We start from the raw sequence: 23,443 nt of genomic DNA, 5'->3' as shown, positions 1-23,443 counted from the left end.
AGCACGGGTCACCCGGCGCGTCGGGCACGGGCCCCGCGGCGTTCAGTCACGGGGTTTGACGTAGGCGGCCAGCCCCACCACGGCGCTGGTGAGCACCGCCAGCACCAGTGCCCGCGTGAAGTCCGGCCACTCGCCCGTGCCCAGCTGCTGGCTCAGGGAATGCTCCACGCTGCCCAGCGAGCGCAGCCACAGCGGCGCGCCCGAGCCCAGCGCGGCAAAGGCCCCCAGGGTCAGCGCGCCCAGGACCAGCGCCAGCCCGAACAGCAGCAGCATGGCGGTCCACGCTAAAAACCGCACAATCGTTTTCTCCGGCGCACGCCCATCCGGCGCATTGTATGCGGGAACCGCAGGCCGTCAAGTGTGTCCCCGGCGTGTCCGCACACTTGGCCGGAGGCCGCGCCTGCTCCTAGACTGCCGGACATGAACCTGCCCGCCCGAGTCCGCGTGACCCGCCCGCCCCTGCCGCTGGCCCCCGCCCTGCGTGCCGCCGCCGCCCGGCTGTGCCCGGACGCCCCCCTGGAGCGCCTAAATGCCGCCGCCCTCGCCATTGCCGGGGGCGCGGTGATGGGTGCTCGGCTGCGCTGGGACGGGGGAGAGGCCACCTTCGTGGAGACCGGCTGGCGGGGCCGGGGCATCGAGCAGGCGCTGGAACAGGAACTGGCGCGGACGTAATAGGGCGCGCTCAGCGGCGGTCCACGCCAGCAGCTTTGCACCGACGCGCCTGCGGGCCTCCACTCCCGCTCCCTCGGCCCGCACTCCAATGTTCCTAACGCCCGTTTGGTAGCCTGAACGCATGACCGTCACCGACGCGCCCACCCTCCCCGAGAGCGGCATGAGCTTCGCCCTGAACGACGACGGGCGCATGATCGTGCAGCACGTCCGCGATTTCTGCCGCGCCGAGATCGCGCCTCTTGCTGCCGAATACGACCGCAGCGGCGAGTTTCCCCACGCGCAGCTGCGCGGTCTGGCAGACATGGGCCTGCTCGGGGCGACCGTGCCCGAACAGTGGGGCGGCGCGGGCCTGGACAGCGTGACCTACGCGCTGTGCCTGGAAGAGATCTCGGCGGCGGACGCCAGCGTGGGCGTGATCGTCAGCGTGCAGAACGGACTGCCCGAACAGATGATCCTGAAGTACGGCAACGATGCCCAGCGCGAGCAGTACCTCCGGCCCCTGGCGAGCGGCCAGAAGATCGGCGCGTTCTGCCTGACCGAGGCGAGCGCGGGCAGCGACGCGGCCAGCCTGCGCCTGAAGGCCACCCGCGACGGCGACCACTGGGTGCTGGACGGCACCAAGGCCTGGATCACCAGCGGCGGTCAGGCCGAAACCTACCTGGTGATGGCCCGGACCGGTGGCAGCGGGGCGCGCGGCGTGAGCTGCTTTATCGTCGAGAAGGGGACCGACGGCCTGAGCTTCGGCAAGCCCGAGGAGAAGCTGGGCCTGCACGCCGCGCACACCACCACCGTCACCTTCGAGGGGGTGCGGGTGCCGCATACCAACATGCTGGGCAAGGAGGGCCAGGGCTTGATCGTGGCGCTGGCCAGCCTGGACGCCGGGCGCATCGGGATTGCCATGCAGGCCATCGGCATTGCCCGCGCCGCCCTTGGCCACGCCGCCGCCTACGCCAACGAGCGCGAGCAGTTCGGCAAGAAGCTGCGCGAATTCGAGGGCGTGTCGTTCAAGATCGCCCGCATGGCCGCCCGCATCGAGAGTGCGCGTCTGGTGGCCCTCAAGGCCGCGTGGCTCAAGGATCAGGGCCAGCCGTTCGGCAAGGAGGCGAGCATGGCCAAGCTGCTCGCCTCCGAGGCAGCGGTGGACGTGACCCGCGACGCCATCCAGATCTTTGGGGGCAACGGCTACAGCCGCGAGTATCCGGTCGAGAGGTTGTTCCGCGACGCCAAGGTCACCGAGATCTACGAGGGCACCTCCGAGATTCAGCAGCTGGTGATCAGCCGGGCAGTGTTCGTGGAGCTGGGCCACTGATTCGTCTGGCTGCGGTCCGCGGACCGGCGGGGCGCTGATGGACCTGCTGCGCGGGCTGCTGTGGCTTCCCGGCGCCGTGCTGGTCCTCGCCGTGCTGCTGGACGTGTTGCTGTCGTCGCTGCAGGCCGGCGAAGGCCACCTGAGCCGCTGGATTCACCGGGCCGTCTACGCCGCCGTGCGGGCCGTGGCGCGCTGGACGGCCCACGGGTCGGTGCTGGCGTGGAGCACCGTGGCCCTGATCTCGGGCACGCTGCTGGGCTGGACCGCCCTGCTGTGGCTGGGCTGGACGCTGGTGTTCTGGGCGTCTCCGTCCGCGCTGGAGGTCGCCGAGACCGGGCAGCCTGCCAGCTTCGAGGCCACCGTGTATTTTGTCGGCTACACCATCAGCACGCTCGGCCTGGGCGATGTGGTGGCCCGCGGCGCACCGTGGCGCTGGCTGACCGACGCTGCGGCCATTTCCGGCTTCTTTCTGCTGACCTTCGCCATCACCTTCATCGTGCCGGTGGCGCAGGCACGCGGCAGCCGCCGGGAATTTGCCCTGCGGCTGTACCGCGCCGGGCCCACGGCGCAGGCGGTGGTGGTGAACGCAGCCCGCGAGGGGGCCGGTGGAGTGCAGGGACTGCTGGATGATCTGGCTCCGTCCCTGAACGCGCTGGACATCCAGCATCTCAGTTCGCCCAACCTGCACCGCTTTCATGGCCGTGGGCGCCACGACGCCCTGGATCTGGCCCTGCCGGTGCTGGGCGAGGCGCTGCTGATGCTCGGTGCCCTTCAGGACGATTCCCCGTCTGGCCTGCGCCGCTGCCTGGACAGCGTGGACAGCCTGACCCGTTCCTATGAGCTTGTTCACCGTGGCCGCGACGCGGCCGTTCCGCCGGCCCCCGACCTGCAACCGCTGCGCGAGGCCGGCCTGCCGCTGCGCCCCACAGCCGAGTTCGCCGCCCACCTGCACCGCCACGAGGCGCTGCGCCGCCGCCTGCACAGCATGGCCCGCTCCGGTCTCTGGGCCTGGGATCAGGTGGCTTTGCCGGCCACACCGGTACGTGCCGCGCCGGACGGTTGAAGTCCGCTTAGCCTGGTTGCGCCCCCCCTCCCACGTGCGGGGACAGACTGGCAGGATGCCCCACCTGACCCCGGCTTCTTACGCTGGCGGCCAGCCTGATCCTCGGCCCTGGTCTGGCCGCCGCTCCCTCCTTTGTCCTGCAGACCTCATGGGGTCAGCCGTGGGCGCTGTCGGGCGTGCTGGGCCGGGAGAGAATCCTGATCGTCCACCATTCGCCCGCCGCCTATCTGGCCGAGGTGCGGCACCAGGACACCGAACTGCAGGTGCAGGACCTGCGGGTGGTGGCCAGCTACGGCCACGCCACCCTGATCGACACCATGCCCATGCAGCGGCAGGAGCGTCTGGAACGGGGGCGCTGAGGCGCATGTCTGCCCTGCGGGGTAAAGCCCCTAATTCATCAGCTTCAGGTTGCGGGGCACCGCGCTCAGCAGCACGTCCAGGCGCTCAAGCAGCGTGGGGGCACGCAGGGCGCTTTCCCGCGTCTCGCCGCCGATGGGCAGCAGGGCGGCGGCGAAGCTGGCAAGCAGCAGCGGGTCCTCGGGGGCATGCTCGCGGATCAGGGCGTCATCGGCAGGCCGCAGCCGGGTCAGATCGGCAAGCAGACGGCGGACACTGGCCTCCACCACGGCTTCCTCGCCGGGTGGGTTGGCTTCCAGCGGCCACAGGTCAACCTCGGCGCTCAGGTACGGACGGCTGAACTCGAACCCGCGCACCTGAAAGCGCTCTCCGCCCACCACCACAATGGTGCTGGTGCCGTCCTCGTGGGTCTGGGCCTCCTTGAGGTGGGCCAGCGTGCCGACGGTGGACACCCGCTCGTGCAGCGGGCGGGAAGACAGTTCGGACGGCTCCAGAATCCGCACGATTCCAAACGGCTCGCCGCTGGCCTGGGTGTCGGCCAGCAGGGAGCGGTAACGTTGTTCAAAGACATAGAGCGGAAGAACCACGCCCGGGAACAGCACCAGGTTGGGCAGCGGAAACAGGGGAACGGTCATGGCTGAGGTCATGGTGCGCCCCGGCAGGGGGCATGACTTGAGCGCACCCCACAATAATCCCCTGTTCTACCGGGTCCGGGGGCGCGCGGCGGGCTCATTCCGGGTCTGGAACCGGCCCGCCCGGTTTGCGCCGGCGCCGCCGTTTCGGGGCGGGAGGTGGGGGGGCGCCCCAGGCCTGCAACTGCTCGGCCGAAGCTCCTAGCTCCAGCAGGCTGAGGGTGTCCTGGGGGGTCAGCGGCGCCGCCGGCAGCAGGTCGGGGCGCCGCGAAAGCGTGCGGCTCAGCGCCTGCTGCCGGCGCCACGCGGCCACCGCACCGTGGTTGCCGCCGCGCAGCACCTCAGGCACCGGCTGGCCGCGCCACTCGGTGGGGCGGGTGTACTCGGGATAGTCCAGCAGGCCGCTGCTGAAGCTGTCGGCGCGGTGCGAATCCGGGTCGCCGATCACGCCGGGTCTGAGGCGGGCGACCGCTTCCAGGATGCACGCGGCGGCGGCCTCGCCGCCCATCATCACGAAGTCGCCTACGCTGACCTCCCGCGTGACCAGTCCCTCGGTCCGGGCATCGAAGCCCTCGTAGCGGCCACACAGCAGCGCGAGGTGGCGGCGGCCCGAGAATTCCTCGGCCATCGCCTGTGTGAAGCGCTCGCCCGCCGGGGACAACAGGATCACCTCGTCCGCCGGGGGCAGGCTGTCCAGGGCCCGCTCCACCACGTCCACCCGGATCACCATGCCCGCGCCGCCGCCGTACGGCGTGTCGTCCACCTTGTGGTGCCGGTTGCCCGCAAAGTCACGCAGGTTGACCAGCTGCACGTCCACCAGCCCGCGTGCCTGCGCCTTGCCGAGGATCGCCTCCTGGGTGAAGGGGGCCAGCAGCTCTGGAAACAGGGTCAGGAAGGAGAAGGTCAGGGGGGCGTCGGCGGTTTCAGGGGCGCAAGGGGCGTCGGTCATGACGTGCCGGGTTCCTCCGCCCCGTCGTATGGCCCGTCGTCGGCCTCTCCGAGCAGGCCCGCCGGGGCGTCGGCCGTCAGGGTCAGGGAAGCCGGGCGGCCGCCCATATTCAGGTCCACCGTGACGTACGGTGCCTGAAGCGGCACAAAGGACTCGCCCGCCGCATGCGTCACCACCAGCAGGTCCTGATGTCCGGCGTCCACCACCTCCGTGACCGTTCCCAGCACCGCGCCGTCCGTGTCCAGCAGATTCAGGCCGCGCAACTCATGAAAGTAATACACGCCCTCCTCGGGCACGGGCAGCTCGGCGTCGTCGGCATAGACGTTCAGGCCGCGCAGCGCCTCGGCCCCCTCGCGCGTGCTGATGCCGGCCAGCTGCAGCGCCACCCCCGGCGCAAGGGGATCCATCCGGCGGATGCGCAGCCAGCCGCGTCCTTCCACAAAGACCCGGCGCAGCGCCGAGAACTGGCTGGGGTCGCCCAGCACGTACACCTTGACGCCTCCCTGAACGCCGTGCGGTCCCAGGAAGTGGCCCAGGCGCGTGCGGCCCTCGCCGGCCGGCAGAGTTTCGGTCTCTGCCACGTTTATCCCTTGCGCGGCGCGTCGAGGTCCACGTTGACGCGCTCGCGGGGATCGCTGGCCGCGCGGACCAGCGTGCGGATGGCCTGGATGACCCGGCCCTGACGGCCGATCAGGCGGCCCTCCTCGCCCGGAGCCACGCGTACGAGCACGGTGGGCCCGCGGCGGGACACGCGGACCAGAGACGGCTGATCCACCACACTTTGCGACAGGAACAGGGTCAGATCGGCGGGATCGCTCTTCATGCCGGGCATTCTAGCGTGGGGCGCGTGGCGGTCGCCCCGCCGCCCCGCCTTCTGACCCGGTATACCCTGGCCCTGTATACTCCTTGGCCGTGACTCTCGATGCCGGACAGGCCATCTCGCCCCTGGGGGTGCTGCCCCCGACGGGGCCGACCTGCGTGCATCTTCCCCTGAACGTGACCCCACAGGAACTGGCCCGTTACGCCGTGGGGCTGGCGAACGCGCGCGGCGGCACGCTGCTCGTGGGGGCCGATCTCGTGGGACAGGAGGCAGCAGAGCGCGACGCCGGAGAGCTGCACCCGCTGATGGTGACGCACGCGATCTTCGAGCTCTCGGGTGGGCGGCTGACCGTGAACGTGCAGCACCACCGCCTGCCGGGGGGCGCGCGGGTACTCGCGGTGTTCGTGCCGCAGGCCCCCTATGTGCTGGCCGCGCCGGACGGGGCCGTGATCGCCTGGGACGGAGCCCATCTGGTGCCGGTCACGCCCGCCGAGGGAGAGCCGCAGGCCGATCAGGACTACACGGCCACCGTACCGCCCGACGCCTCTCTGGCCGATCTGGATCCTGGGGAGGTGGCCCGCCTGCGCGGCCTGGGCCGGCGCATCAGCGCCTCGGGGCTGCCCGATCTGGACTTTTTGCGTGAACTGGGCCTGCTCGTGCCCAGCGGCGGAGCGCTGCGGCCCACGCTGGCGGCCATCCTGCTTGCCGGGACCCCCGCCGCCCTGCGCGCGCACGTGCCCCAGGCCGAGGTCTGCTTTTACCACCACGTCAACTCGGAGGCCGAGTTCCAGTTCCGCGAGGACCTGCTGCGGCCCATTCCGGCGCTGCTGACCCGCCTCGCGGAGCTGATTCAGGCCCGCAACCGCTTTACGCCGGTGCAGGTGGGCCTGTTCCGCATCGAGGTCTGGGATCAGGACGAGGCGGTGTACCGCGAGGCGCTGCTCAACGCCCTCACGCACCGTGATTACACCCTGCGCGATGCCGTTCACGTCCACCACCATCCCGAGCGGCTGGACATCCTGAACCCCGGCGGGTTGCCGGGCGGCATCACGCCGGGCAACATCCTGCGCCACCAGCCCAAGCGCCGCAATCCGCTGCTCGCCGAGGTGCTGTCGCGCCTGGGCCTGGTCGAGCGTGCCGGGGTGGGGGTGGACAAGATGTACTCGCTGCTGCTGCGGCACGGCAAGGAGCCGCCCGAGTACACCACCTACGCCGACGCCGTGACCCTGACCCTGCACTCGCCGGGCTTCGACGCCCACTTTGCCCGCTTCGTGGCCCGCAAGCAAGAAGAGATGCAGACCCTCTCGCTGGACATGCTGATCGTGCTGTCACTTCTGGCGCGTGAGGGCGAGGCCACCCGCGCCACGCTGGCCCGCGCGCTGCAGTTGCCCGAGGACCGCACGCCCCGCCTGCTGCGTGGCATGGAGGAACACGCCCTGATCGTGCGCGGCGGTGTGGGGCGCGGCATTGCCTATACCCTCAGCGACGAGGTCCGCATGGCGCTGGGCGGGGAGAAGGTGGTTGCCCGGAGCGCAGAACACGGAAGAGAGCCCGACCGGGTACACACGCCGGAAGCCGAAGCCAGCGTGCGGCCCGCCGCCCCTCCGCGGCGTTCCGCGCCGGCCCAGCCCCGGCCCGATCCGGGCAGTGGTCCCTCGGCGGCGGAGGTGCGGGCCATCGCCCTGGCGCTGGCGCGCGAGAAGGGCCGGGTCCGCAACGCTGATCTGCGCGAGGCCTGTGGCCTGAACACGCAGCAGGCGTGGCGCACGCTGCGGTGGCTGGTCCAGGCGGGTCTGCTGCGCAAGACCGGCACCGGCACCCGTGACGCGGCCTACGAACTGGTGTGAGCGCCGAACTGGTGTGGCCGCCGCAGCCGAAAGACCGGACCGTGGCTTCAAGCCTACGGCCCGGTCTGTGGTGGGCAGGGTTACTCCTGACTGGTGATGAACGGCAGGTTGCGGTCGTACTGCGAGCGGTCCAGGCCGTAGCCGTACACGAAGGCGTCGGGGATGGTAAAGCCCAGGTACTCCACCGGCACCTCCACCTTGCGGCGGCTGGGTTTGGACAGCAGCGCGGCGATCTTCAAGCTGGCCGGTCCGCGCCCCTCGAGGTAGTGCAGCAGGTAATTCATGGTGATGCCGGTGTCCACGATGTCCTCGACCAGGATCACGTGGCGGTCACTGATGGGAAACTGCAGGTCCTTGACCAACCGCACCTCGCCGCTGCTCTGCTTGGCGTTGCCGTAGCTGCTCGCCTGCAGGAAATCCATGGTGCACGGCATGTCCAGGGCGCGGACCAGATCGGCGTGGAACATGAACGCGCCGTTCAGGACGCAGATCAGGTGGGGGTCGCGTCCCGCGTAATCCTCACGGATGCGGGCGGCGAGTTCGTGGATGCGGGCCTGAAGCTGATCTGCAGTGATCTGCACGGGGCCGGGGCCGGGGCCGAGGGCGGGACTCATATGTGGCCCAGGCTAACATGCCCCCAGCCCCCACCGTGCGCCGCGCGCTCCCCGTATACTCCGGCGCGTGACCGGCCCCCTGTCTTCGCCCACCGTCCGGCCCCTGGACCCGCAGCAGCTGGCGCGCGTGCCCGGCGTGCTGGGCCGCATCGTTCATGAGCGGGCCGCCGACTACGCCGCCGCCCGTCCCGAACTCGGACCGCCGCGCCCCGCCTCCCGCCGCTTCGAGAACGCCCTGCGTGCGCCGGACGCGTCCGCGCTGGCCCTGATCGCCGAGGTCAAGCGGGCCAGCCCCAGCCAGGGGGCCATTGCTCCGCTTGATCCGGCGGCGGCGGCCCGGGCCTACGCCCAGGGAGGCGCGGCGGCCATCAGCGTCCTGACCGAGCCGCGTCACTTTGACGGCGACCGGGAAGCCCTCCTGGCCGTGGTGGACGCGGTCGGGTTGCCGGTCTTGCGCAAGGACTTCGTGGTTCACCCCGCCATGCTGCGCGAGGCCGCCGAGTGGGGAGCGGCGGCGGCGCTGCTGATGGTCAGCGTGCTGGGCGAGGCCACGGCCGGGTACCTCGCGGCGGCGCACCATCTGGGCCTGGACGCGCTGGTAGAGGTTCATGACGAGCATGAACTGGACGTGGCGCTGGCGGCGGGTGCCCGCATCATTGGCGTGAACAACCGCGACCTGACCACCCTGCACATTGACCTCGCGGTCAGCCCACGCCTGATTCGGCGGGCCCGCGAACGCGGCTTTGCGGGCGTGCTCGTCGCCGAGAGCGGCTACCGCAGCGCCGGGGAAATTCAGGCCGTGCGCGGGCTGGCCGGCGCGGTGCTTGTGGGCAGCAGCCTGGCCGGCAGCGGAGACCTGGCCCGCGCGGCGCGCGAGTTGATGGCCTCCTGAGTCCCGCATGCCGCGTGACCCGGTGGGGCCGTTGCCCTGGCTCCCACTTCTGCCTTGACCTCAACTTAAGGTGGGCGTAACTCATGGGGACGGTCTCTAAACTGAGCGGGATGTCTGCCGCCCTGCCCCCTCCCCGTCACCTGCGCTGGTTGCTGGTCGGTGGGCTGCTGGCAGCGCTGCTGGCGACGCTGATCCTGCCAGACTCGCGCGCCTTTTTGCTGCGTGCCTACGTGGCCCTCACCGCCCAGGACCCGGAAGTCACGCATACCTTTGTGCGGTCGCTGGGCTGGGCCGGGCCGGTTGCCCTGCTCGTGGGTTATGTGGTGCAGGCGGTGATTCCGCTGTTGCCCTCGCTGGTGATCACGGCGGTCACGGTGCGGGCCTACGGTGTGGTGGCCGGGTTCTTCATCGTGTTCGCCGGGGCGCTGCTGGGCGCGGCGGCGGGTTACAGCCTGGGCCGGGCGCTGGGCGACCCACTGGTGCGGGCGCTGGCGGGCGAGCGGGCCAGAACGCAGGCGCATGACTTCATGAACCGGCACGGTACGCAGGGCGTCCTGCTTGTCCGCCTGATGCCGGTGCTGCCGGCCGAGGTGCTGAGTCTGGTGGCGGGGGCGGCGCGCATGGGCTTCCGGCCGTTCATGCTCGCGACCGCCGTGGGCGTGCTGCCGGTCACGGTGCTGGTGGTGTGGCTCAGCGAATCGGCCAGCCGCCTGGCGTGGGGGCTGGTGCTGATGTCGCTGGTTGTGGGTGGGGTGGCGTTCGTGCGCTGGGTGATGGCGCGGCGGGCGCATGGACCCGCGGGACGCGCTTCCCGGACCCAACAGGACGCCCGGCCCAAGACGAGCGGCGCGGACTCGGGTAAACTGCCCCGCGTACCCGCCTGGGCGCGGGAGCAGGAGGCGCATGACTCAGACTGACCGGGACGCCGCAGGAGCGTCCGCCTACACACGCGCGGGGGTCGACATCGACGCCGGGCACCGCGCCGTGGCCCTGATGAAAGACGCGGTGGCCCGCACCCACACCCCCGCTGTGCTGGGCGGCATCGGGGGCTTCGGGGGGCTGTTCAGCGCCTCGGCCTTCGCGGGCCTCCAGGATCCGGTGCTCGTCGCCTCGACCGACGGCGTGGGCACCAAGACCAAGGTGGCCGTGCGGCTGGGGCAACCCGGCGGCCTGGGCGAGGACATCGTGAACCACTGCGTCAACGATATTCTGGTGCAGGGCGCGCGCCCGCTGTTCTTTCTGGACTATGTGGCGATGGGCCGGCTGTCTCCCGAGACCGTTGCGGAGGTGGTGACCGGCGCAGCCCGCGCGTGTCAGGCCCTGGGCGTGGCGCTGCTGGGCGGCGAGACTGCCGAGATGCCCGGCGTGTACGTGGAGGGCGAGCTGGACATCGTGGGCACGGTCGTGGGCGTGGTGGACCGCCCCGCCCTGATCGACGGCTCACGCCTGGAAGTGGGCGACGTGGTGATCGCCCTGCCCAGCGCGGGCCTACACACCAACGGCTTCTCGCTCGCACGTCTGGCACTCGACGGCCTGGACTGGCGCGAGGAGCGTGCCGATCTGGACGGCCAATCGCTCGCAGCCCTGCTGCCTGTGCCGCACCGCGCCTACCTGGGGGCCCACGACGCCCTGGTGGGGGCCGGGGTGGACGTGCGTGCCATGAGCCACATCACGGGCGGCGGCCTGATCGACAACCCGCCGCGCGTGTTTCCGCCGGGCGTCGGCATGCAGATCGATCCGGCGTCCTGGACTGTGCCGCCCCTGTTCGAGTTGATCGTCCGGGAAGCCCAGGTCGAGCGCCACGAGGCCTTCCGCGCGCTGAATATGGGTGTGGGCTTTCTGTTCATGGTGCCCGCAGACCACGCGCCGGCGGCCCTGGATGCCCTGCGGCAGGCCGGCGAACAGCCCTGGGTGATCGGCGGGATGATCGCGGGCAGCGGCGTGACCTTCGGGCCCCTGGCCTCCGGCGAGGGCACCGCTTGACTCCATCTGCCTCCAGAACCCGGCTGGCGCCGTTTGGCTTCACGCCGCCCGATCGCCGCAGCGCAGCCGAGCTGTGGGTGGTGCGCCACGGCGAGAGCACCTGGAACACCGAGGGCCGGTATCAGGGCCAGGCGGACGTGCCCCTGAGCCACATCGGAGTTCTGCAGGCGGCCAGTCTCGCCGAGCGTCTGACCGGCAAGCACTTCGCTGCCGTGTACAGCAGCGATCTGCTGCGCGCCTCGCAGACGGCCGAGGCGGTGGCCGAACGGCTGGAGGGTCAGCCACGGGTGCAGCAGGTTCCTGGCCTGCGCGAGATCGATGTGGGCGAGCTGTCGGGCCTGGTGATCGCGGACATCCGCGAGCGCTACCCCGAGTATCTGGAGGCGCTGGTGGCCGATCCCTGGACCACCCGGCGGCCCGGCGGCGAGAGCATGCAGGACCTGTATGGCCGCTGCGGCGAGGCGCTGCACGCTCTGCGCGCGCGTCATCCGGGCGGACGGGTGCTGGTGGTTACGCACGGCGGCGTCGTGCGTGTGGCGGTGGGGCTGGCGCTGGGTGGCGTGCCCGAGGGCGCCTGGGCACGTCTGAGCGTCACGAACACCAGCATTACCCGCGTCCTGCTCGGCGAGAACAGCGGCACCCTGCTCGGCTTCAACGACGACGCCCACCTGGAAGATCTGCTCTCGGCCACCGAGGCCGACGACGTGCTGGGGCAGGCACAGTGAGGAGGACAGTGATGGGGGAGGCAGGGCATGACTGACACGTCCACCGCTTCCGATCTGACGGGGCGCTACCTCGCCGGCGATCCGCGCGCCCTGGCCCGCGCCCTTACGCTGGCGGAGGCCGGCCTGAGCGCCGCTCGGCCCCTGCTGCGGGCGGCGCGGGCGCGGGGAGTGCGGTCGGTGGTGCTCGGCGTGACCGGCAGTCCCGGGAGCGGTAAAAGTACCCTAACCGACGCGCTGATCGCGGCGCTGCGGGCGCGCGGCCAGCGGGTGGCGGTGCTGGCGGTCGACCCCAGCAGTCCGTATTCCGGCGGAGCGATCCTGGGTGACCGCATCCGCATGCTGCGCTGGCACGCCGACCCGGACGTGTTCGTGCGCTCGCTGGCCAGCCGCGGCGCGCTGGGCGGGCTCTCGGCGCGAACCATGAGCGTGCTCGCGCTGCTGGAGGGCGCGGGATTCGACTGGGTCATTCTGGAAACCGTGGGGGTCGGGCAATCCGAGGTGGATGTGGCCGCCGCATGCGACCACACCCTGCTCGTGCTGACCCCGGCCGGGGGAGACGGCGTGCAGGCCTTCAAGGCCGGCATCATGGAGATCGCCGACGTGATCGCCGTGAATAAGGCCGATCTGCCCGATTCATCCCGTACGGTCCGCGAACTCATGGCCGCCCAGGGCCTGGGCTGGCACGACGAACACACCTGGATGGCCCCCATCCGCAAGACGGTCGCCTCCTCGGGCGAGGGTGTGGAAGCGGTGATCGAGGCGGTCGAGAAGCACCGCGCCCATCTCGGAGAGGCGGGGCTGCTGGAACGCCGGGAGCGCCGCGCCGAGTTCGAGGTGCGTTCACTGGTGCAGGAGCGGCTGCTGCGCCGCGCCCGGGAGGTCAGTGACGGCGTGTATGCCCGGGTGGCCCGCGGCGAGCTGGACGCCGAGGCGGCCGCCGACGAGTTGCTGGGCAGCTGACGGGTTGACCTGTCGGCCGCACCAGTACTTTCGGTAGGCTCAGGCCATGAATGCCCGGACCCTTGCCCCTTACCTGTTTGGATTCCTGAGTCTGCAACGTCTGCTGGAGCTGCGGCTGGCCCGCGCGAACGAGCGCTGGGCCCGCGAACACGGAGCGGTGGAATACGGACGCGGGCATTACCCCCTTTTCTTCGTTCTGCACCCCGCGTGGATGCTCGCCACCGTGGTCGAGGGCCGCGCCAGCGGGCGACGGGTGGGCTGGCCAGCGCTGGCACTCTTCGTGGCGGCCCAGCCGCTGCGTTACTGGGTCATCCGCACCCTGGGCCGGTACTGGAACACCCGCATCCTGATCGTTCCAGGCGGAACGCGGGTCACGGCGGGGCCCTTCCGGCTGCTCAGGCATCCCAACTACGCGGTGGTGGCCCTAGAGCTGGCCGCCGCGCCGCTGGCCGTGGGCGCGTGGCGCACGGCGCTGGTGGCCACCCTGCTCAACGCCGCGCTGCTGCGCTGGGTGCGTATTCCTGCCGAGGAACGGGCGCTGCGGGCCTATCAGGCCCAGCAGGGTCCGCAGCTTTAGTGGGTCAGTGGGTCGTGTCGGGCTGGGGAAAGCGCCGTTCCAGCGCCAGCCCTTCCGGGGTATCGGCGAGCTGCACCGCCGCGTAGACCACGATGTCCTGCAGCTCCAGCCGGGAGCGGCCCTGATCGTTGGTGCGCTCCAGCGTGGCCGCGACCGAATGCACGGCGCAGCCGTGGGCGGCGGCGAGCAGCGCCACCTCCAGCTCGGGCAGGCCGCTGCGCAGCTGGTGGGTGACGATCACGGCGCTGCGCAGCTCTCCCTGCAGGGGAGGCAGGGTCCAGTGCCCGGTGCGGGTATTGTGGGCGGCCACGACCATGGGGGTGCCGCGCAGCCGCGAAAGGGCGTGCGCCACCGGCTGCGCGTCGGGCAGGCCGATCACCACATCGAATTCGCGCAGCACCACCGAAAACTGCTCGGTGACCTCCTGCCGCTCGCGGGGCCGGGGATCACGCAGCCAAGTCAAGACCCGGTCCTCACTGGGCAGAAGACGGGAGACGGCGGCGAGCAGGGGCGAGGGCATTCCTCCAGCATACCGTGTGAAATCCTTCGCATTCATTGCCGTACCTTGAGAACTTTTCCATGTTCGAGGGGACAAGTCCGCTACGCTGCCGTGACCGGGCCGCTGTGTCCGGCGTGGCCGCTGGGGGCCGGATCGCCCCGCGCCGATCCGACCTGCTGGACGGAGTGGACATTCGTGAATGCTGCCGGGCACGGCGCGGAGTAGGGTGCGTGACATGCAGGCCCGCGTGACCACCCCGACCGTCCTGACCCGCCACGCGACTGCCGTTGCGCTGGCCGTGACCGCCGGCCACTTCATCAACGACGCCTACGGTGCGATGCTCACGCCGCTGATGCCGGCCCTGCAGAACAAGTATGGGGTCAGCATCGCTGCCGTCACGTTGCTGAGCAGCGTCTACAGCCTGACGAGCAGCGTGCTGCAGCCGGTGCTGGGCATCATCGGCGAGGGCCTCGACCGCCGCTACGCCGCCGCACTGGGTCCGCTGCTGACCGGCCTGGGCCTCACGCTGATGGGGTTCGTGCCGTGGTTTGGGGCGCTGATCCTGCTGGTGGCGGTCGCAGGCTTCGGCAGCGGCTTCTTTCATCCGGCGGGCGCGGCCTATGTCGCACAGAACAGCCCCCCCGACAAGCGCGGCCTGTGGGCGAGCATCTTCAGCGCGGGGGGCACAGCGGGCATGGCGCTGGGACCGGTGTTCGCCGGGGTCGGGCTGACCCACCTGCCGTGGTTCGCGCTGATTGGGGTGGGCATCGCGGCGCTGACCTTTGCGGTCACGCCCTCCGGCACCCAGAAGGCCCGGCGGTTCGGGGTGCGCGAATACGTCCGCATCTTCCGGGGACCGCTGCAATGGCTGTGGGGCATGGCGGTGCTGCGTTCGCTGGCGAGCATGGGCTACAACACCATGCTTCCCTTCATGCTGTTCAACCGCGGCTTCGGGCAGCGCGAGGTCGGGCTCACCCTGGCGATCTACGCGCTGGCAAGCGCCTTCGGCGGCATCCTGGGCGGACGGCTCAGCGACCGCTATGGCCGCACGCCGGTGCTGCGGGCCGCCATCCTCACCACCATTCCCTTCTTCGCCGCGTTGATCCTGTCGAATCCGGGCCAGTGGTGGTTCTATCCACTGACCTTCCTGGTGGGAGCGGCGGTGAATGCGAGCATCCCGGTCGGCGTGGTCACGGCCCAGGAATACGCCCCGGAACACGTGGCGGTCGCCAGCTCGATCATGATGGGCTTCTCTTGGGGCTTTGCCGGGCTGCTGGTGTTTCTGGTGGGCATGCTGGCGGACGCGACCACGCCCACCACGGCGGCGCTGGTCAGCCTGAGCCTGCTGATTCCCAGCGCCGTGATCGCCTACCGCCTGCCCGAGCCGGAAAAAGCCGAGTTCAGCTGAGAACGGGACCGGCCGCTGCTGGCTGCTGCATCGCCGTCATCACGAGTTCGTAGGAGCGCCGCCGCGCCGCCGGATCGTGCGTCATGGTGGTCAGGACCAGTTCGTCTGCGCCGGTGTCGTGGGCCAGCCGATGCAGGCGCTGAGCCACCTCGTCCGGAGTTCCCACCACCGCGCGGTTCCGGGCGGCCTCGGCCACGGCGCGTTCCTGCGGGGTATAGGGATAGTCACGGGCCTCCTGCACGCTGGGAAACGAGGCCACCTCGCCGCGCGTCAGGCGCAGGAACATCAGTCCCGAGGACAGCGCCAGCTCCTCGGCCTCGGCGCGGGTGGGAGCACAGATCACGCTGGCCGCGACGATCACCCGCGCTTCGGGAAAGGTGGCCGAGGGCTGAAAAGCCGCCCGGTATGCCCGCGCCGCCGCTGCCGCCTGCGCCGTGTCGGGGTTGATGTGCCACGCGAAGGCCAGTCCCGCGCCGAACTGGGCGGCCACCCGCGCTCCGTAGCCACTGCTCGACAGCAGCCACAGCGGTGGAAACAGGCCCGGTCCCGCCGGTGCCGCCACCGTACCGGCAAAGGGGTGTCCCGCCGGGAACTCGCCGGTGCCGAAGGCGGTCAGCTCGGCCAGTTGCCGCTCAAAAGATTCTTCCAGCAGCCCCGCCGCTCCCCGCAGCGCCCGTGCCGTGCGTCCGTCGGTTCCCGGCGCGCGGCCCAGCCCCAGGTCCACCCGGTCCGGGGCCAGCGCCGAGAGCAGGCGGTAGCCCTCGGCCACGGCGAGCGGCGCGTGGTTGGGCAGCATCACGCCGCCGGACCCCAGCCGAATGCGCCGCGTGACCTGCGAGGCCGCGGCCAGCACGGCCAGCGGCACGCTGGAAGCCACCGCGCCCATGTTGTGGTGCTCGGCGACCCAGTACCGTGCGTAGCCCAGGTCCTCGGCGTGCTGTGCCAGCCGCAGGGACTCACGCAGGGCGGCCGGGACGTCTGAGCCCGAAGCAATGGGCACCAGGTCAAGGACCGATAGGGGCAGCGGCGGGGGCAGGCGAGAAGAAGTCATGGGCCGAGTGTGCGCCTCGCCTTTCACGTCCAACTCTGAATTGCGTTACGAAGCGGTCTTGACTGCACACAGATGACTGCCCACAGATGGAGTCCCGGAAACCAGCGCCCCGGACCCTGAGGAACCGCGTGGACCGCGCCCACTTCTAGCCCTCTGGCGTTCCGCATGACCTTCGCCCCCCGTCCGGGCCTCTATGCTGGCCGAGTGAGGCTTTCCCCGTGAACAACGACATTCCTGTACGGGAGCTGGGACCGCAGGGCGAGGTGATGGCGCATGCCGTGGACGCCTGCGTGCACTGCGGTTTCTGCCTGCCCGCCTGCCCGACCTACGCGCTGCTGGGTGACGAGATGGATAGCCCGCGCGGACGCATCGTGCTGATGAAGGAGGTGCTGGAGGGTGGGCTGGACCTGCTGGACGCTGCCCCGCACCTGGACCGCTGCCTGGGCTGTCAGGCCTGCGTGACCGCCTGTCCCAGCGGGGTGCCCTACGGCGAGCTGATCACCAGTTTCCGGGGCTGGAGCGAGCCGCAGCGGCGGCGCAGTCCACTGGACCGGGCCAAACGCTACGCCATCCTCAAGGCCCTGCCCGCGCCTCGGCTGTTCAGCGTGGCTGCCCGCGTGGGCCAGTACGCCAAGCCGCTGGCGCCCGCGTTGCCCGCCGCGCTGCGCGGCCCGCTGGACCTGTTGCCGGAGCATGTGCCGGCCATGCAGCCCAGCCCACGGGTCACGCCCGCCCAGGGGCCGCGCCGGGGCCGAGTGGCCTTTCTGACCGGCTGCGCGCAGCAGGCCCTCGCGCCCAATTTCAACGCCGCGACCCTGCGCGTGCTGGCCCGCAACGGCATCGAGGTCGTTATTCCTGAGGGCCAGGGCTGCTGCGGGGCCGCCGCGCTGCACACCGGGGCGCGGGACGAGGCGCTGCGGCTGGTGCGCGCCAATCTGGATGCCTTCAATCCCGACGACTACGACGCGGTCCTGTCCAACGCGGCGGGCTGCGGCGCGGGCCTCAAGGAATACCCGGTGATCCTGCACGGCCTGCACGACGAGGCACGGGCGAAGGCCTTCGCGGCCAAGGTGCAGGACATCAGCGAGTATCTGGCGGGGCTGGTGCGGGAAGGCGGACTGGAACCGTTCATGCCCGCCTCGCGTTCCCTCAAGGTTGCCTACCACGACGCCTGCCACTTGGCCCACGCGCAGGGGGTCCGCGCCGCGCCGCGCGAACTGTTGCGAATGATTCCCGGCGTGAGCATCGTGGAAATTCCGGAGGGTGACCTGTGCTGCGGCTCGGCGGGCACCTACAACCTGGAACAGCCCGAACTCGCCGGACAACTCGGTGCGCGCAAGGCCGGGCACATCCTGTCCACCGCCCCGGACCTGATCGCCAGCGGCAACATCGGCTGCCACACCCAGATTCAGAGCCATGTGCGCCGTCAGGGCAGCGCGGCTCCGGTGATGCACACGGTAGAAGTGCTGGACCGGGCGTACCGGGGCGAGCTGTGAGGGGAAGGCATGCCTGCCCTTCGGTCCTTCCGTTGTGCCGGCGCGAGGTCCGTACATGACCCCCGAGAAACTGGCCCTCACCACCACCTCGCCCGCGCCCAGACCCCGCTCGGAGGGAGGGACCGACAGCGCCCTGGCCGCCGAACTGACCCGCTCGCTGGGGCCGAAGAAGGTCCTCTCCAACCTTTCTGAGCGGCTGAGTTACCGCTATGACGCCATTCAGTTTGGGGTCACGCCGCTGGCGGTGGTGTTGCCGGAAAGCACGGAGGATGTTATCGCCACCGTCAGGGCGGCGCGGCGGGCGGGCGTGAGCATCGTCGGGCGCGGGGCGGCCAGTGGCCTGAGCGGCGGCGCGGCCCCGATGAGGGAAGCGGTCGTCATCTCGTTTACCCGCATGACGAAACTGGAGATCTTTCCCGAGCGGCGTGAGGCCGTGGCCCAGCCCGGCGTGATTACCCTGGCCGTGACCGAGGCGGCGCGGCCCCACGGCCTGATCTACCCGCCCGACCCGGCCAGTTTCCGCACGAGCACCATCGGCGGCAACCTGGGCGAGAACGCGGGCGGCCCGCTGTGCTTCAAGTACGGCGTGACCGGCGATTACGTGACCGCGCTGGACTTCGTGGACGCGGAGGGCGAACTGCACTCCCTGACCCGTGACGCCTACGATCTGGCGGGGCTGCTCATTGGTTCGGAGGGCACGCTGGGGTTGATCACCTCCGCCACGCTGCGCCTGACGCCGCCGCCGAGGTTCACCCGTACGCTGATGGCCCACTTCGCCGAGGTCGGGCAGGTGGCCGAGGCCGTGAGTGCCGCGATTGCTGCCGGGGCCGTGCCGGGCAAGCTGGAATTCATGGACGGAGCGTGCACCAACGCGGTGGAGGACTACCTGCACCTGGGCCTCCCGCGCGACGCCGGGGCCGTGTTGCTGGTGGATACCGACGGCGACGATCTGGACACGGTAGAGGAGGAGCGCGCCCTGGTGGAGGCGGCCTGCCTTCAGGCGGGAGGGCAGGTTCGCCGCGCGGCCAGCGACGCCGAGAGCGCCGCGTTGTGGCAGGCCCGGCGCAGCGTCAGCCCCGCACTGGGCCGCATTCGCCCGCAACGCATGAACGAGGACATCGTGGTGCCGCGCAGCGTGCTGCCCGAGGTGGTGCGCGAGATCCGCGCGCTGGGCGACGCCAGCGGCCTCAAGCTGGTGCAGTTCGGGCACATCGGGGACGGCAACCTGCACCCCAACATCCTGTTCGATCCGCGCCGGGAATCCGAGGAGGCCGTGCACCTGCTGGCCCACCAGATCGCCCTGGTCGCCATCCGCCACGGCGGCGTCCTGAGCGGCGAGCACGGCATCGGTACCATGAAGCGCGAGTTCATGCGCGACGCGGTGGACCCCGAAACGATGACCGCCCTGCGAAACGTCAAGCGTGCCCTGGACCCGGCGGGGGCCCTCAATCCGGGCAAGATCCTGCCCGACCCGGAGGACGCATGACCCATCCGCTGTTGTTGCCCCGCTCCGCAGCTCCATCCCCCCTGAAGGTTGCCCATGCCCATCCTTGATCTGTCGCCCGGCGACCAGACCCTCACGGTCTCCGGAAACACCGGACTGTTGGAGGTCTACGCGGCCTTGCCGCCGGGCCTGTACCCCCCGTTTCCACCCGTGGAACTGCCCGGAGGTGTGGGCGGTCTGGTATCGCGCGGCGGCTTCGGGCAGACCTTTTTCTTTGGCGCAGACGTGCTGGGCGTGACCTTCCGGGCCCCCTCGGGCCGGGTGGTGCGCGCGGGGGGGCGGACGGTCAAGAACGTGCAGGGCTATGACCTGACGCGGCCCTTCGTGGGCAGTTTCGGCGCGCTGGGCGAGGCGCTGGAGGTCACGCTGCGCCTGCGCCCCGGGGTGAGCGCCCGCCACGTCACTGCCGCCGGTTCGCTGGACGGAGTGTCCGACCCCTCTGCCCGCTTTGCCTGGGAAGTGGCCGGACACGTTCATCTGATGCATTTCGGGCACGCGCGGCAGGTGGACCGTGCGCTGCAAATTCTGCCCGGTGCGGTGGACGTGACCGGACCGCTGAACCTGAGCGTCTATTTTCCCGGCGGCGTGGGGGTGGGGGCGGGCGGCCCGGTGCGGGACCGCCGCTTCGGCTGGGTGGACGGCGGAGCGGTGCCGCCGGTGCCGCCGCTGTTTGCGCGGATGGCGGCGAGTCTGTAAGGCCCCGGCCTTCTGCCCCTACACTGGCGTCATGCCACAATCCACTCCCCCGGCGGCTGGCCCTGGCCGCACCCGTCAGACACAGATTTTCGTGGACGGTCTGAGCGGCGCCCGTCCCCTGGTCCCGGTGGCTCCCGAACGCTTGCAGGAGGCCGCACGGCGCAAGCTGGACGCCCCGGCCTTCGCGTACCTCGCGGGCGGCGCGGGCGCGGAGCGGACCATGCGTGCCAACCTGGAGGCCTTTGCGGACGTGAAGCTGATGCCTCGCCGGCTGTGCGGCTCGGCGTCGCGGGACCTGAGTGTGGAGCTGTTCGGGCACCGCTACCCCGCGCCGGTGCTGCTCGCCCCGCTGGGGGTGCTGGAACTCGCGCACGAGGGGGCCGATGTGGCGGTGGGCCGGGCAGCGGCCGGAATGGGCGTGCCCTTTATCTTCTCCTCGCAGGCGTCCGAGCCGATGGAGGCGGTGGCCGCCGCGATGGGCGACGCGCCGCGCTGGTTTCAGCTGTACTGGGGCACCGATGAGGAGGTCACGCGCTCCTTTGTGCGCCGGGCCGAGGAGTGCGGCGCGCAGGCCATCGTCCTGACGCTGGACACCACCCTGCTGGGCTGGCGGCCCCGCGACCTGGACCTGGGAAACCTGCCGTTTCTGCGTGGGCAGGGGCTGGCGCAGTACCTGACCGATCCGGTGTTTCGCTCGCGGCTGGCCGCTGTGGGCGGTCCGGCGGCCAGTCCCCGGCCCTCGCCCGCGCTGCTTAAAACGGCGGCCAGCCTCGCGGCACACGGCCGTAAATTTGGCCTCTCTCTGGCGCAGATGCGGGCGGGGGCCGCGCACTTCACCGCCAGTTACACCCGCCCCGACCTGCAGTGGGAGGATCTCTCGCGGCTGCGCGGCTGGACCGACCTGCCCATTCTCCTCAAGGGCATTCTTCATCCGGACGATGCCCGCGAGGCCGTCCGGCGCGGCATGGACGGCGTGATCGTCAGCAACCACGGTGGACGCCAGATTGACGGCGAGGTGGGCAGCCTGAGCATGCTGCCGCGCGTGGTGGAGGCGGCGGGCGATCTGCCGGTGCTGCTGGACAGCGGCGTCCGCACCGGCTCGGACGTGGCCAAGGCGCTGGCGCTGGGGGCGCGGGCCGTGTTGCTGGGCCGCCCCTATGCCTACGGGCTGGCCGTGGCGGGCGAGGCGGGTGTGCGCGAGGTCCTCCGCAATGTGGTGGCTGAATTTGACCTGACGCTGGGGCTGCTCGGGGCACACTCGGCGGGGGAACTGGGAGCGGAGCATCTGGCCTGATGTGGCCCGGGGCTCCTGGGGCAGGGGCCACCGCGGGGAAGGGGGAAGCTCCTTATTGCCCGCTTCCGCCCCCCTCCTGTGCCCCCTTCCCCTCCTGCCTCCCAGACATTTCCCTGACGCAACGCAGTATCCTACAGGGCGTGAATAAACACAATTCTCTGGCTTTAATGGCAGCCCTGTTGCTGGGCGGTCTGGGCTCGGCGGGCGCCCAGACGGTCAACCTGCGGATTCTGGAAACCACCGACCTGCACACCAATGCGCTGGGGTACGACTACTACCAGGACAAGCCCACCGGCGAGTTCGGTCTGGAGTACACCGCCACCCTGATCAAGCAGGCCCGCGAGGAAAAGCGCAACACGCTGCTCTACGACAACGGTGACCTGATTCAGGGCACGCCGCTGGGCGACTACGTGGCGAAGGTCAAGCCGCTGGAGCCGGGACAGGTCCACCCGCTGCACGCGGCGATGGCGCTGCTGAAGTACGACGCGGCAAACTTGGGCAACCACGAGTTCAACTACGGCCTGCCGTTCCTGAGGCAGGTGGTGGCGGCCGCGCCCATGCCCATCGTGAGCGCCAACGTCTATCTGAATGACGGCGACAGCAACCCCGACAACGATAAGAATGCCTTCACGCCGTACGTCATTCAGCGCAAGCTGATGTACGACACCTACGGTCGTCCGTACTACATCAACGTGGGCATGATCGGTCTGCTGCCCCCCCAGATCATGCAGTGGGACAAGGCCAACCTGGAGGGCAAGGTCACCACCCGCGACATCGTGGAAACCGCCCGCAAGTTCGTGCCCGAGATGAAGGCGCGCGGCGCGGACATCATCGTGGCCGTGGCCCACTCCGGCATCGCCGCCGACTACCAGCCGGGACAGGAGAACGTGGCCACCGAGCTGACCAAGGTGGACGGCATCGACGTGGTGCTCAGCGGCCACAGCCACCAGGAATTCCCTGGCCCGGTCTACAAGGACATTCCCGGTGCGGACATCACGAACGGCACCATCAACGGCAAGCCGGTGGTCATGGCCGGATTCTGGGGCAATGATCTGGGCATTGTGGACCTGACGCTGGAGCGCCGGGGCAACACCTGGAAAATCGCCAGCAGCAAGGCCGCCGTGCGTCCCATCTGGGACAAGGCCGCCAAGAAGAGCCTGGTCACGCCGGACCCCGCCATTGCGGCGGCGGTCAAGGCAGCCCACGAGGGCACGCTGGCCTACGTGCGCGGCAAGGTGGCCGACCTCGCGACCCCCATCAACTCCTACTGGGCACTGGTGCAGGACGACCCCAGCGTGCAGCTGGTGAGCAATGCCCAGGCCGCCTACGTCAAGGCCGCGCTGGCCGGCACCCAGTACAAGGACCTGCCGGTGCTGAGCGCCGCCGCGCCGTTCAAGGCCGGTGGCCGCGGCGGGGCGAGTTACTACACCGACATTCCTGCCGGAACGCTGGCGATCAAGAACGTCGCGGACCTGTACGTGTACCCCAACACCGTGCAGGCCGTGGAGGTCACGGGGGCGCAGGTGCAGGAATGGCTGGAGCGCAGCGCAGGGCAGTTTAAGCAGATCGACCCGGCCAAGACCGAGCCGCAGCTGCTGGTGGATGATTCCTTCCCCACCTACAACTTCGACGTGATCGACGGCGTGACCTATGAGATCGACGTGACGCAGCCCAGCCGTTACGACAAGGACGCCAAGCTTGCCAACCCGGACGCCCACCGCATCAAGAACCTGATGTACGGCGGCAAGCCCATCGATCCCAACCAGAAGTTTATTGTGGCCACCAACAACTACCGTGCCAGCGGCGGCGGCAAGTTCCCCGGCCTGAACGGCAAGAACATTGTTCTGGAATCGCCCGACGAGACCCGTCAGGCCCTGATCGCCTACTTCACCGAACAGAAGACGGTGAACCCCACCGCCGACAAAAACTGGAAGCTGACGCCCATCCCCGGCGCCACGCTGCTGTACGTCAGCAGCCCCAACGCCCAGAAATTTGCTCCGGCTGGAGCCACGCTCCTCAAGACGCGTGACGACGGCTTTGCGGAGTACACCATCAAGTTCTGATACGGATAGCAGAAGCGCTCCCCACCTTTTGG

General features: G+C 70.2%; 25 protein-coding genes. 17 read left to right on the top strand and 8 right to left on the bottom strand.

Features of this window, described 5'->3' with window-relative positions:
• Nucleotides 1-42: 42 nt before the first annotated feature.
• Nucleotides 43-273: a hypothetical protein gene (locus IEY21_RS02940; protein WP_229752822.1), complete on the bottom strand. Its 231-nt coding sequence runs from the start codon at nucleotides 271-273 to the stop codon at nucleotides 43-45.
• A 147-nt stretch (nucleotides 274-420) separates the two neighbouring features.
• Here IEY21_RS02940 and IEY21_RS02935 point away from each other — a divergent pair, with 147 nt between their 5' ends.
• From IEY21_RS02935 to IEY21_RS02920, 4 genes are all read left to right on the top strand, one after another.
• Entirely contained in the window at nucleotides 421-672 is a 252-nt protein-coding gene (locus tag IEY21_RS02935; protein WP_188901184.1) for a hypothetical protein, read from the top strand.
• A 121-nt stretch (nucleotides 673-793) separates the two neighbouring features.
• Nucleotides 794-1,981 (top strand): acyl-CoA dehydrogenase, encoded by a 1,188-nt coding sequence (locus tag IEY21_RS02930; protein ID WP_308424810.1) that lies wholly within the window; start codon nucleotides 794-796, stop codon nucleotides 1,979-1,981.
• Between the two features lie 37 nt (nucleotides 1,982-2,018).
• Nucleotides 2,019-3,044, top strand: a complete 1,026-nt coding sequence (locus IEY21_RS02925; RefSeq protein WP_229752821.1) for a potassium channel family protein — start codon at nucleotides 2,019-2,021, stop codon at nucleotides 3,042-3,044.
• A gap of 176 nt (nucleotides 3,045-3,220) precedes the next feature.
• Nucleotides 3,221-3,403 (top strand): hypothetical protein, encoded by a 183-nt coding sequence (locus tag IEY21_RS02920; protein WP_229752820.1) that lies wholly within the window; start codon nucleotides 3,221-3,223, stop codon nucleotides 3,401-3,403.
• 30 nt (nucleotides 3,404-3,433) lie between these two features.
• Here the strand turns inward: IEY21_RS02920 and IEY21_RS02915 are convergent, their stop codons facing one another.
• The 4 genes from IEY21_RS02915 to IEY21_RS02900 all read right to left on the bottom strand — a co-directional run bounded on the left by IEY21_RS02915 (nucleotide 3,434) and on the right by IEY21_RS02900 (nucleotide 5,805).
• Complete coding sequence (locus IEY21_RS02915) at nucleotides 3,434-4,036, bottom strand: LON peptidase substrate-binding domain-containing protein (RefSeq protein WP_188901182.1); 603 nt, start codon at nucleotides 4,034-4,036, stop codon at nucleotides 3,434-3,436.
• Nucleotides 4,037-4,130: 94 nt separating this feature from the next.
• Complete coding sequence (gene trmD, locus IEY21_RS02910) at nucleotides 4,131-4,982, bottom strand: tRNA (guanosine(37)-N1)-methyltransferase TrmD (RefSeq protein WP_188901180.1); 852 nt, start codon at nucleotides 4,980-4,982, stop codon at nucleotides 4,131-4,133.
• Entirely contained in the window at nucleotides 4,979-5,563 is a 585-nt protein-coding gene (rimM, locus tag IEY21_RS02905; protein ID WP_229752819.1) for a ribosome maturation factor RimM, read from the bottom strand. The genes trmD and rimM overlap by 4 nt, the downstream gene beginning before the upstream one ends.
• A gap of 2 nt (nucleotides 5,564-5,565) precedes the next feature.
• Nucleotides 5,566-5,805, bottom strand: coding sequence for a KH domain-containing protein (locus IEY21_RS02900; RefSeq protein ID WP_188901178.1), 240 nt, complete (start codon nucleotides 5,803-5,805; stop codon nucleotides 5,566-5,568).
• Nucleotides 5,806-5,894: 89 nt separating this feature from the next.
• On the opposite strand from IEY21_RS02900, the gene IEY21_RS02895 reads away from it, so the two are divergent.
• Nucleotides 5,895-7,649, top strand: a complete 1,755-nt coding sequence (locus IEY21_RS02895) for an ATP-binding protein (protein ID WP_188901176.1) — start codon at nucleotides 5,895-5,897, stop codon at nucleotides 7,647-7,649.
• Nucleotides 7,650-7,729: 80 nt separating this feature from the next.
• Here IEY21_RS02895 and hpt read toward each other — a convergent pair whose 3' ends face one another.
• Entirely contained in the window at nucleotides 7,730-8,263 is a 534-nt protein-coding gene (gene hpt, locus IEY21_RS02890) for a hypoxanthine phosphoribosyltransferase (protein ID WP_188901174.1), read from the bottom strand.
• A 67-nt stretch (nucleotides 8,264-8,330) separates the two neighbouring features.
• Here hpt and trpC point away from each other — a divergent pair, with 67 nt between their 5' ends.
• The 6 genes from trpC to IEY21_RS02860 all read left to right on the top strand — a co-directional run bounded on the left by trpC (nucleotide 8,331) and on the right by IEY21_RS02860 (nucleotide 13,400).
• On the top strand, nucleotides 8,331-9,155 hold the full coding sequence (gene trpC, locus IEY21_RS02885; protein ID WP_229752818.1) for an indole-3-glycerol phosphate synthase TrpC: 825 nt from the start codon (nucleotides 8,331-8,333) through the stop codon (nucleotides 9,153-9,155).
• 110 nt (nucleotides 9,156-9,265) lie between these two features.
• Nucleotides 9,266-10,072, top strand: a complete 807-nt coding sequence (locus IEY21_RS02880; RefSeq protein WP_188901172.1) for a TVP38/TMEM64 family protein — start codon at nucleotides 9,266-9,268, stop codon at nucleotides 10,070-10,072.
• Entirely contained in the window at nucleotides 10,059-11,138 is a 1,080-nt protein-coding gene (purM, locus tag IEY21_RS02875) for a phosphoribosylformylglycinamidine cyclo-ligase (protein WP_188901169.1), read from the top strand. The genes IEY21_RS02880 and purM overlap by 14 nt, the downstream gene beginning before the upstream one ends.
• Nucleotides 11,135-11,863 (top strand): histidine phosphatase family protein, encoded by a 729-nt coding sequence (locus IEY21_RS02870; RefSeq protein ID WP_188901167.1) that lies wholly within the window; start codon nucleotides 11,135-11,137, stop codon nucleotides 11,861-11,863. Before purM ends, IEY21_RS02870 begins: the two co-directional genes overlap by 4 nt.
• A gap of 27 nt (nucleotides 11,864-11,890) precedes the next feature.
• Nucleotides 11,891-12,823 carry a methylmalonyl Co-A mutase-associated GTPase MeaB gene (gene meaB / locus IEY21_RS02865; protein WP_188901165.1) on the top strand — a complete coding sequence of 311 codons (933 nt, stop codon included), beginning with the start codon at nucleotides 11,891-11,893 and terminating at the stop codon, nucleotides 12,821-12,823.
• A 46-nt stretch (nucleotides 12,824-12,869) separates the two neighbouring features.
• On the top strand, nucleotides 12,870-13,400 hold the full coding sequence (locus IEY21_RS02860) for an isoprenylcysteine carboxyl methyltransferase family protein (RefSeq protein ID WP_188901163.1): 531 nt from the start codon (nucleotides 12,870-12,872) through the stop codon (nucleotides 13,398-13,400).
• Between the two features lie 4 nt (nucleotides 13,401-13,404).
• On the opposite strand, the gene IEY21_RS02855 is transcribed toward IEY21_RS02860, so the two are convergent.
• Nucleotides 13,405-13,920, bottom strand: a complete 516-nt coding sequence (locus tag IEY21_RS02855) for a hypothetical protein (RefSeq protein ID WP_188901161.1) — start codon at nucleotides 13,918-13,920, stop codon at nucleotides 13,405-13,407.
• Nucleotides 13,921-14,134: 214 nt separating this feature from the next.
• On the opposite strand from IEY21_RS02855, the gene IEY21_RS02850 reads away from it, so the two are divergent.
• A complete protein-coding gene (locus tag IEY21_RS02850) occupies nucleotides 14,135-15,307 on the top strand; it encodes an MFS transporter (protein ID WP_188901389.1) in 1,173 nt (390 codons plus the stop codon).
• Here the strand turns inward: IEY21_RS02850 and IEY21_RS02845 are convergent.
• Nucleotides 15,300-16,358 (bottom strand): LLM class flavin-dependent oxidoreductase, encoded by a 1,059-nt coding sequence (locus IEY21_RS02845; protein ID WP_188901159.1) that lies wholly within the window; start codon nucleotides 16,356-16,358, stop codon nucleotides 15,300-15,302. The genes IEY21_RS02850 and IEY21_RS02845 overlap by 8 nt on opposite strands.
• Nucleotides 16,359-16,576: 218 nt before the next feature.
• Between IEY21_RS02845 and glcF the strand changes: the two genes are divergently transcribed.
• From glcF to cpdB, 5 genes are all read left to right on the top strand, one after another.
• Nucleotides 16,577-17,854 (top strand): glycolate oxidase subunit GlcF, encoded by a 1,278-nt coding sequence (gene glcF / locus IEY21_RS02840; protein ID WP_188901157.1) that lies wholly within the window; start codon nucleotides 16,577-16,579, stop codon nucleotides 17,852-17,854.
• A gap of 55 nt (nucleotides 17,855-17,909) precedes the next feature.
• On the top strand, nucleotides 17,910-19,340 hold the full coding sequence (locus IEY21_RS02835) for an FAD-binding oxidoreductase (RefSeq protein ID WP_188901155.1): 1,431 nt from the start codon (nucleotides 17,910-17,912) through the stop codon (nucleotides 19,338-19,340).
• 54 nt (nucleotides 19,341-19,394) lie between these two features.
• The gene (locus IEY21_RS02830; protein WP_188901153.1) at nucleotides 19,395-20,054 is read left to right on the top strand and encodes a DUF5639 domain-containing protein; all 660 of its coding nucleotides are present in this window, start codon (nucleotides 19,395-19,397) and stop codon (nucleotides 20,052-20,054) included.
• 31 nt (nucleotides 20,055-20,085) lie between these two features.
• Nucleotides 20,086-21,348: a lactate 2-monooxygenase gene (locus tag IEY21_RS02825; RefSeq protein WP_188901151.1), complete on the top strand. Its 1,263-nt coding sequence runs from the start codon at nucleotides 20,086-20,088 to the stop codon at nucleotides 21,346-21,348.
• Nucleotides 21,349-21,515: 167 nt separating this feature from the next.
• Entirely contained in the window at nucleotides 21,516-23,411 is a 1,896-nt protein-coding gene (gene cpdB / locus IEY21_RS02820; protein ID WP_188901387.1) for a 2',3'-cyclic-nucleotide 2'-phosphodiesterase, read from the top strand.
• The last annotated feature ends 32 nt before the right edge of the window (nucleotides 23,412-23,443 follow it).

It is taken from the genome of Deinococcus aerophilus (genome assembly GCF_014647075.1).
Classification (GTDB): domain Bacteria; phylum Deinococcota; class Deinococci; order Deinococcales; family Deinococcaceae; genus Deinococcus; species Deinococcus aerophilus.
Note: the sequence above shows the minus strand (reverse complement) of the source record. Positions and strands in the feature narration are given on the sequence as shown.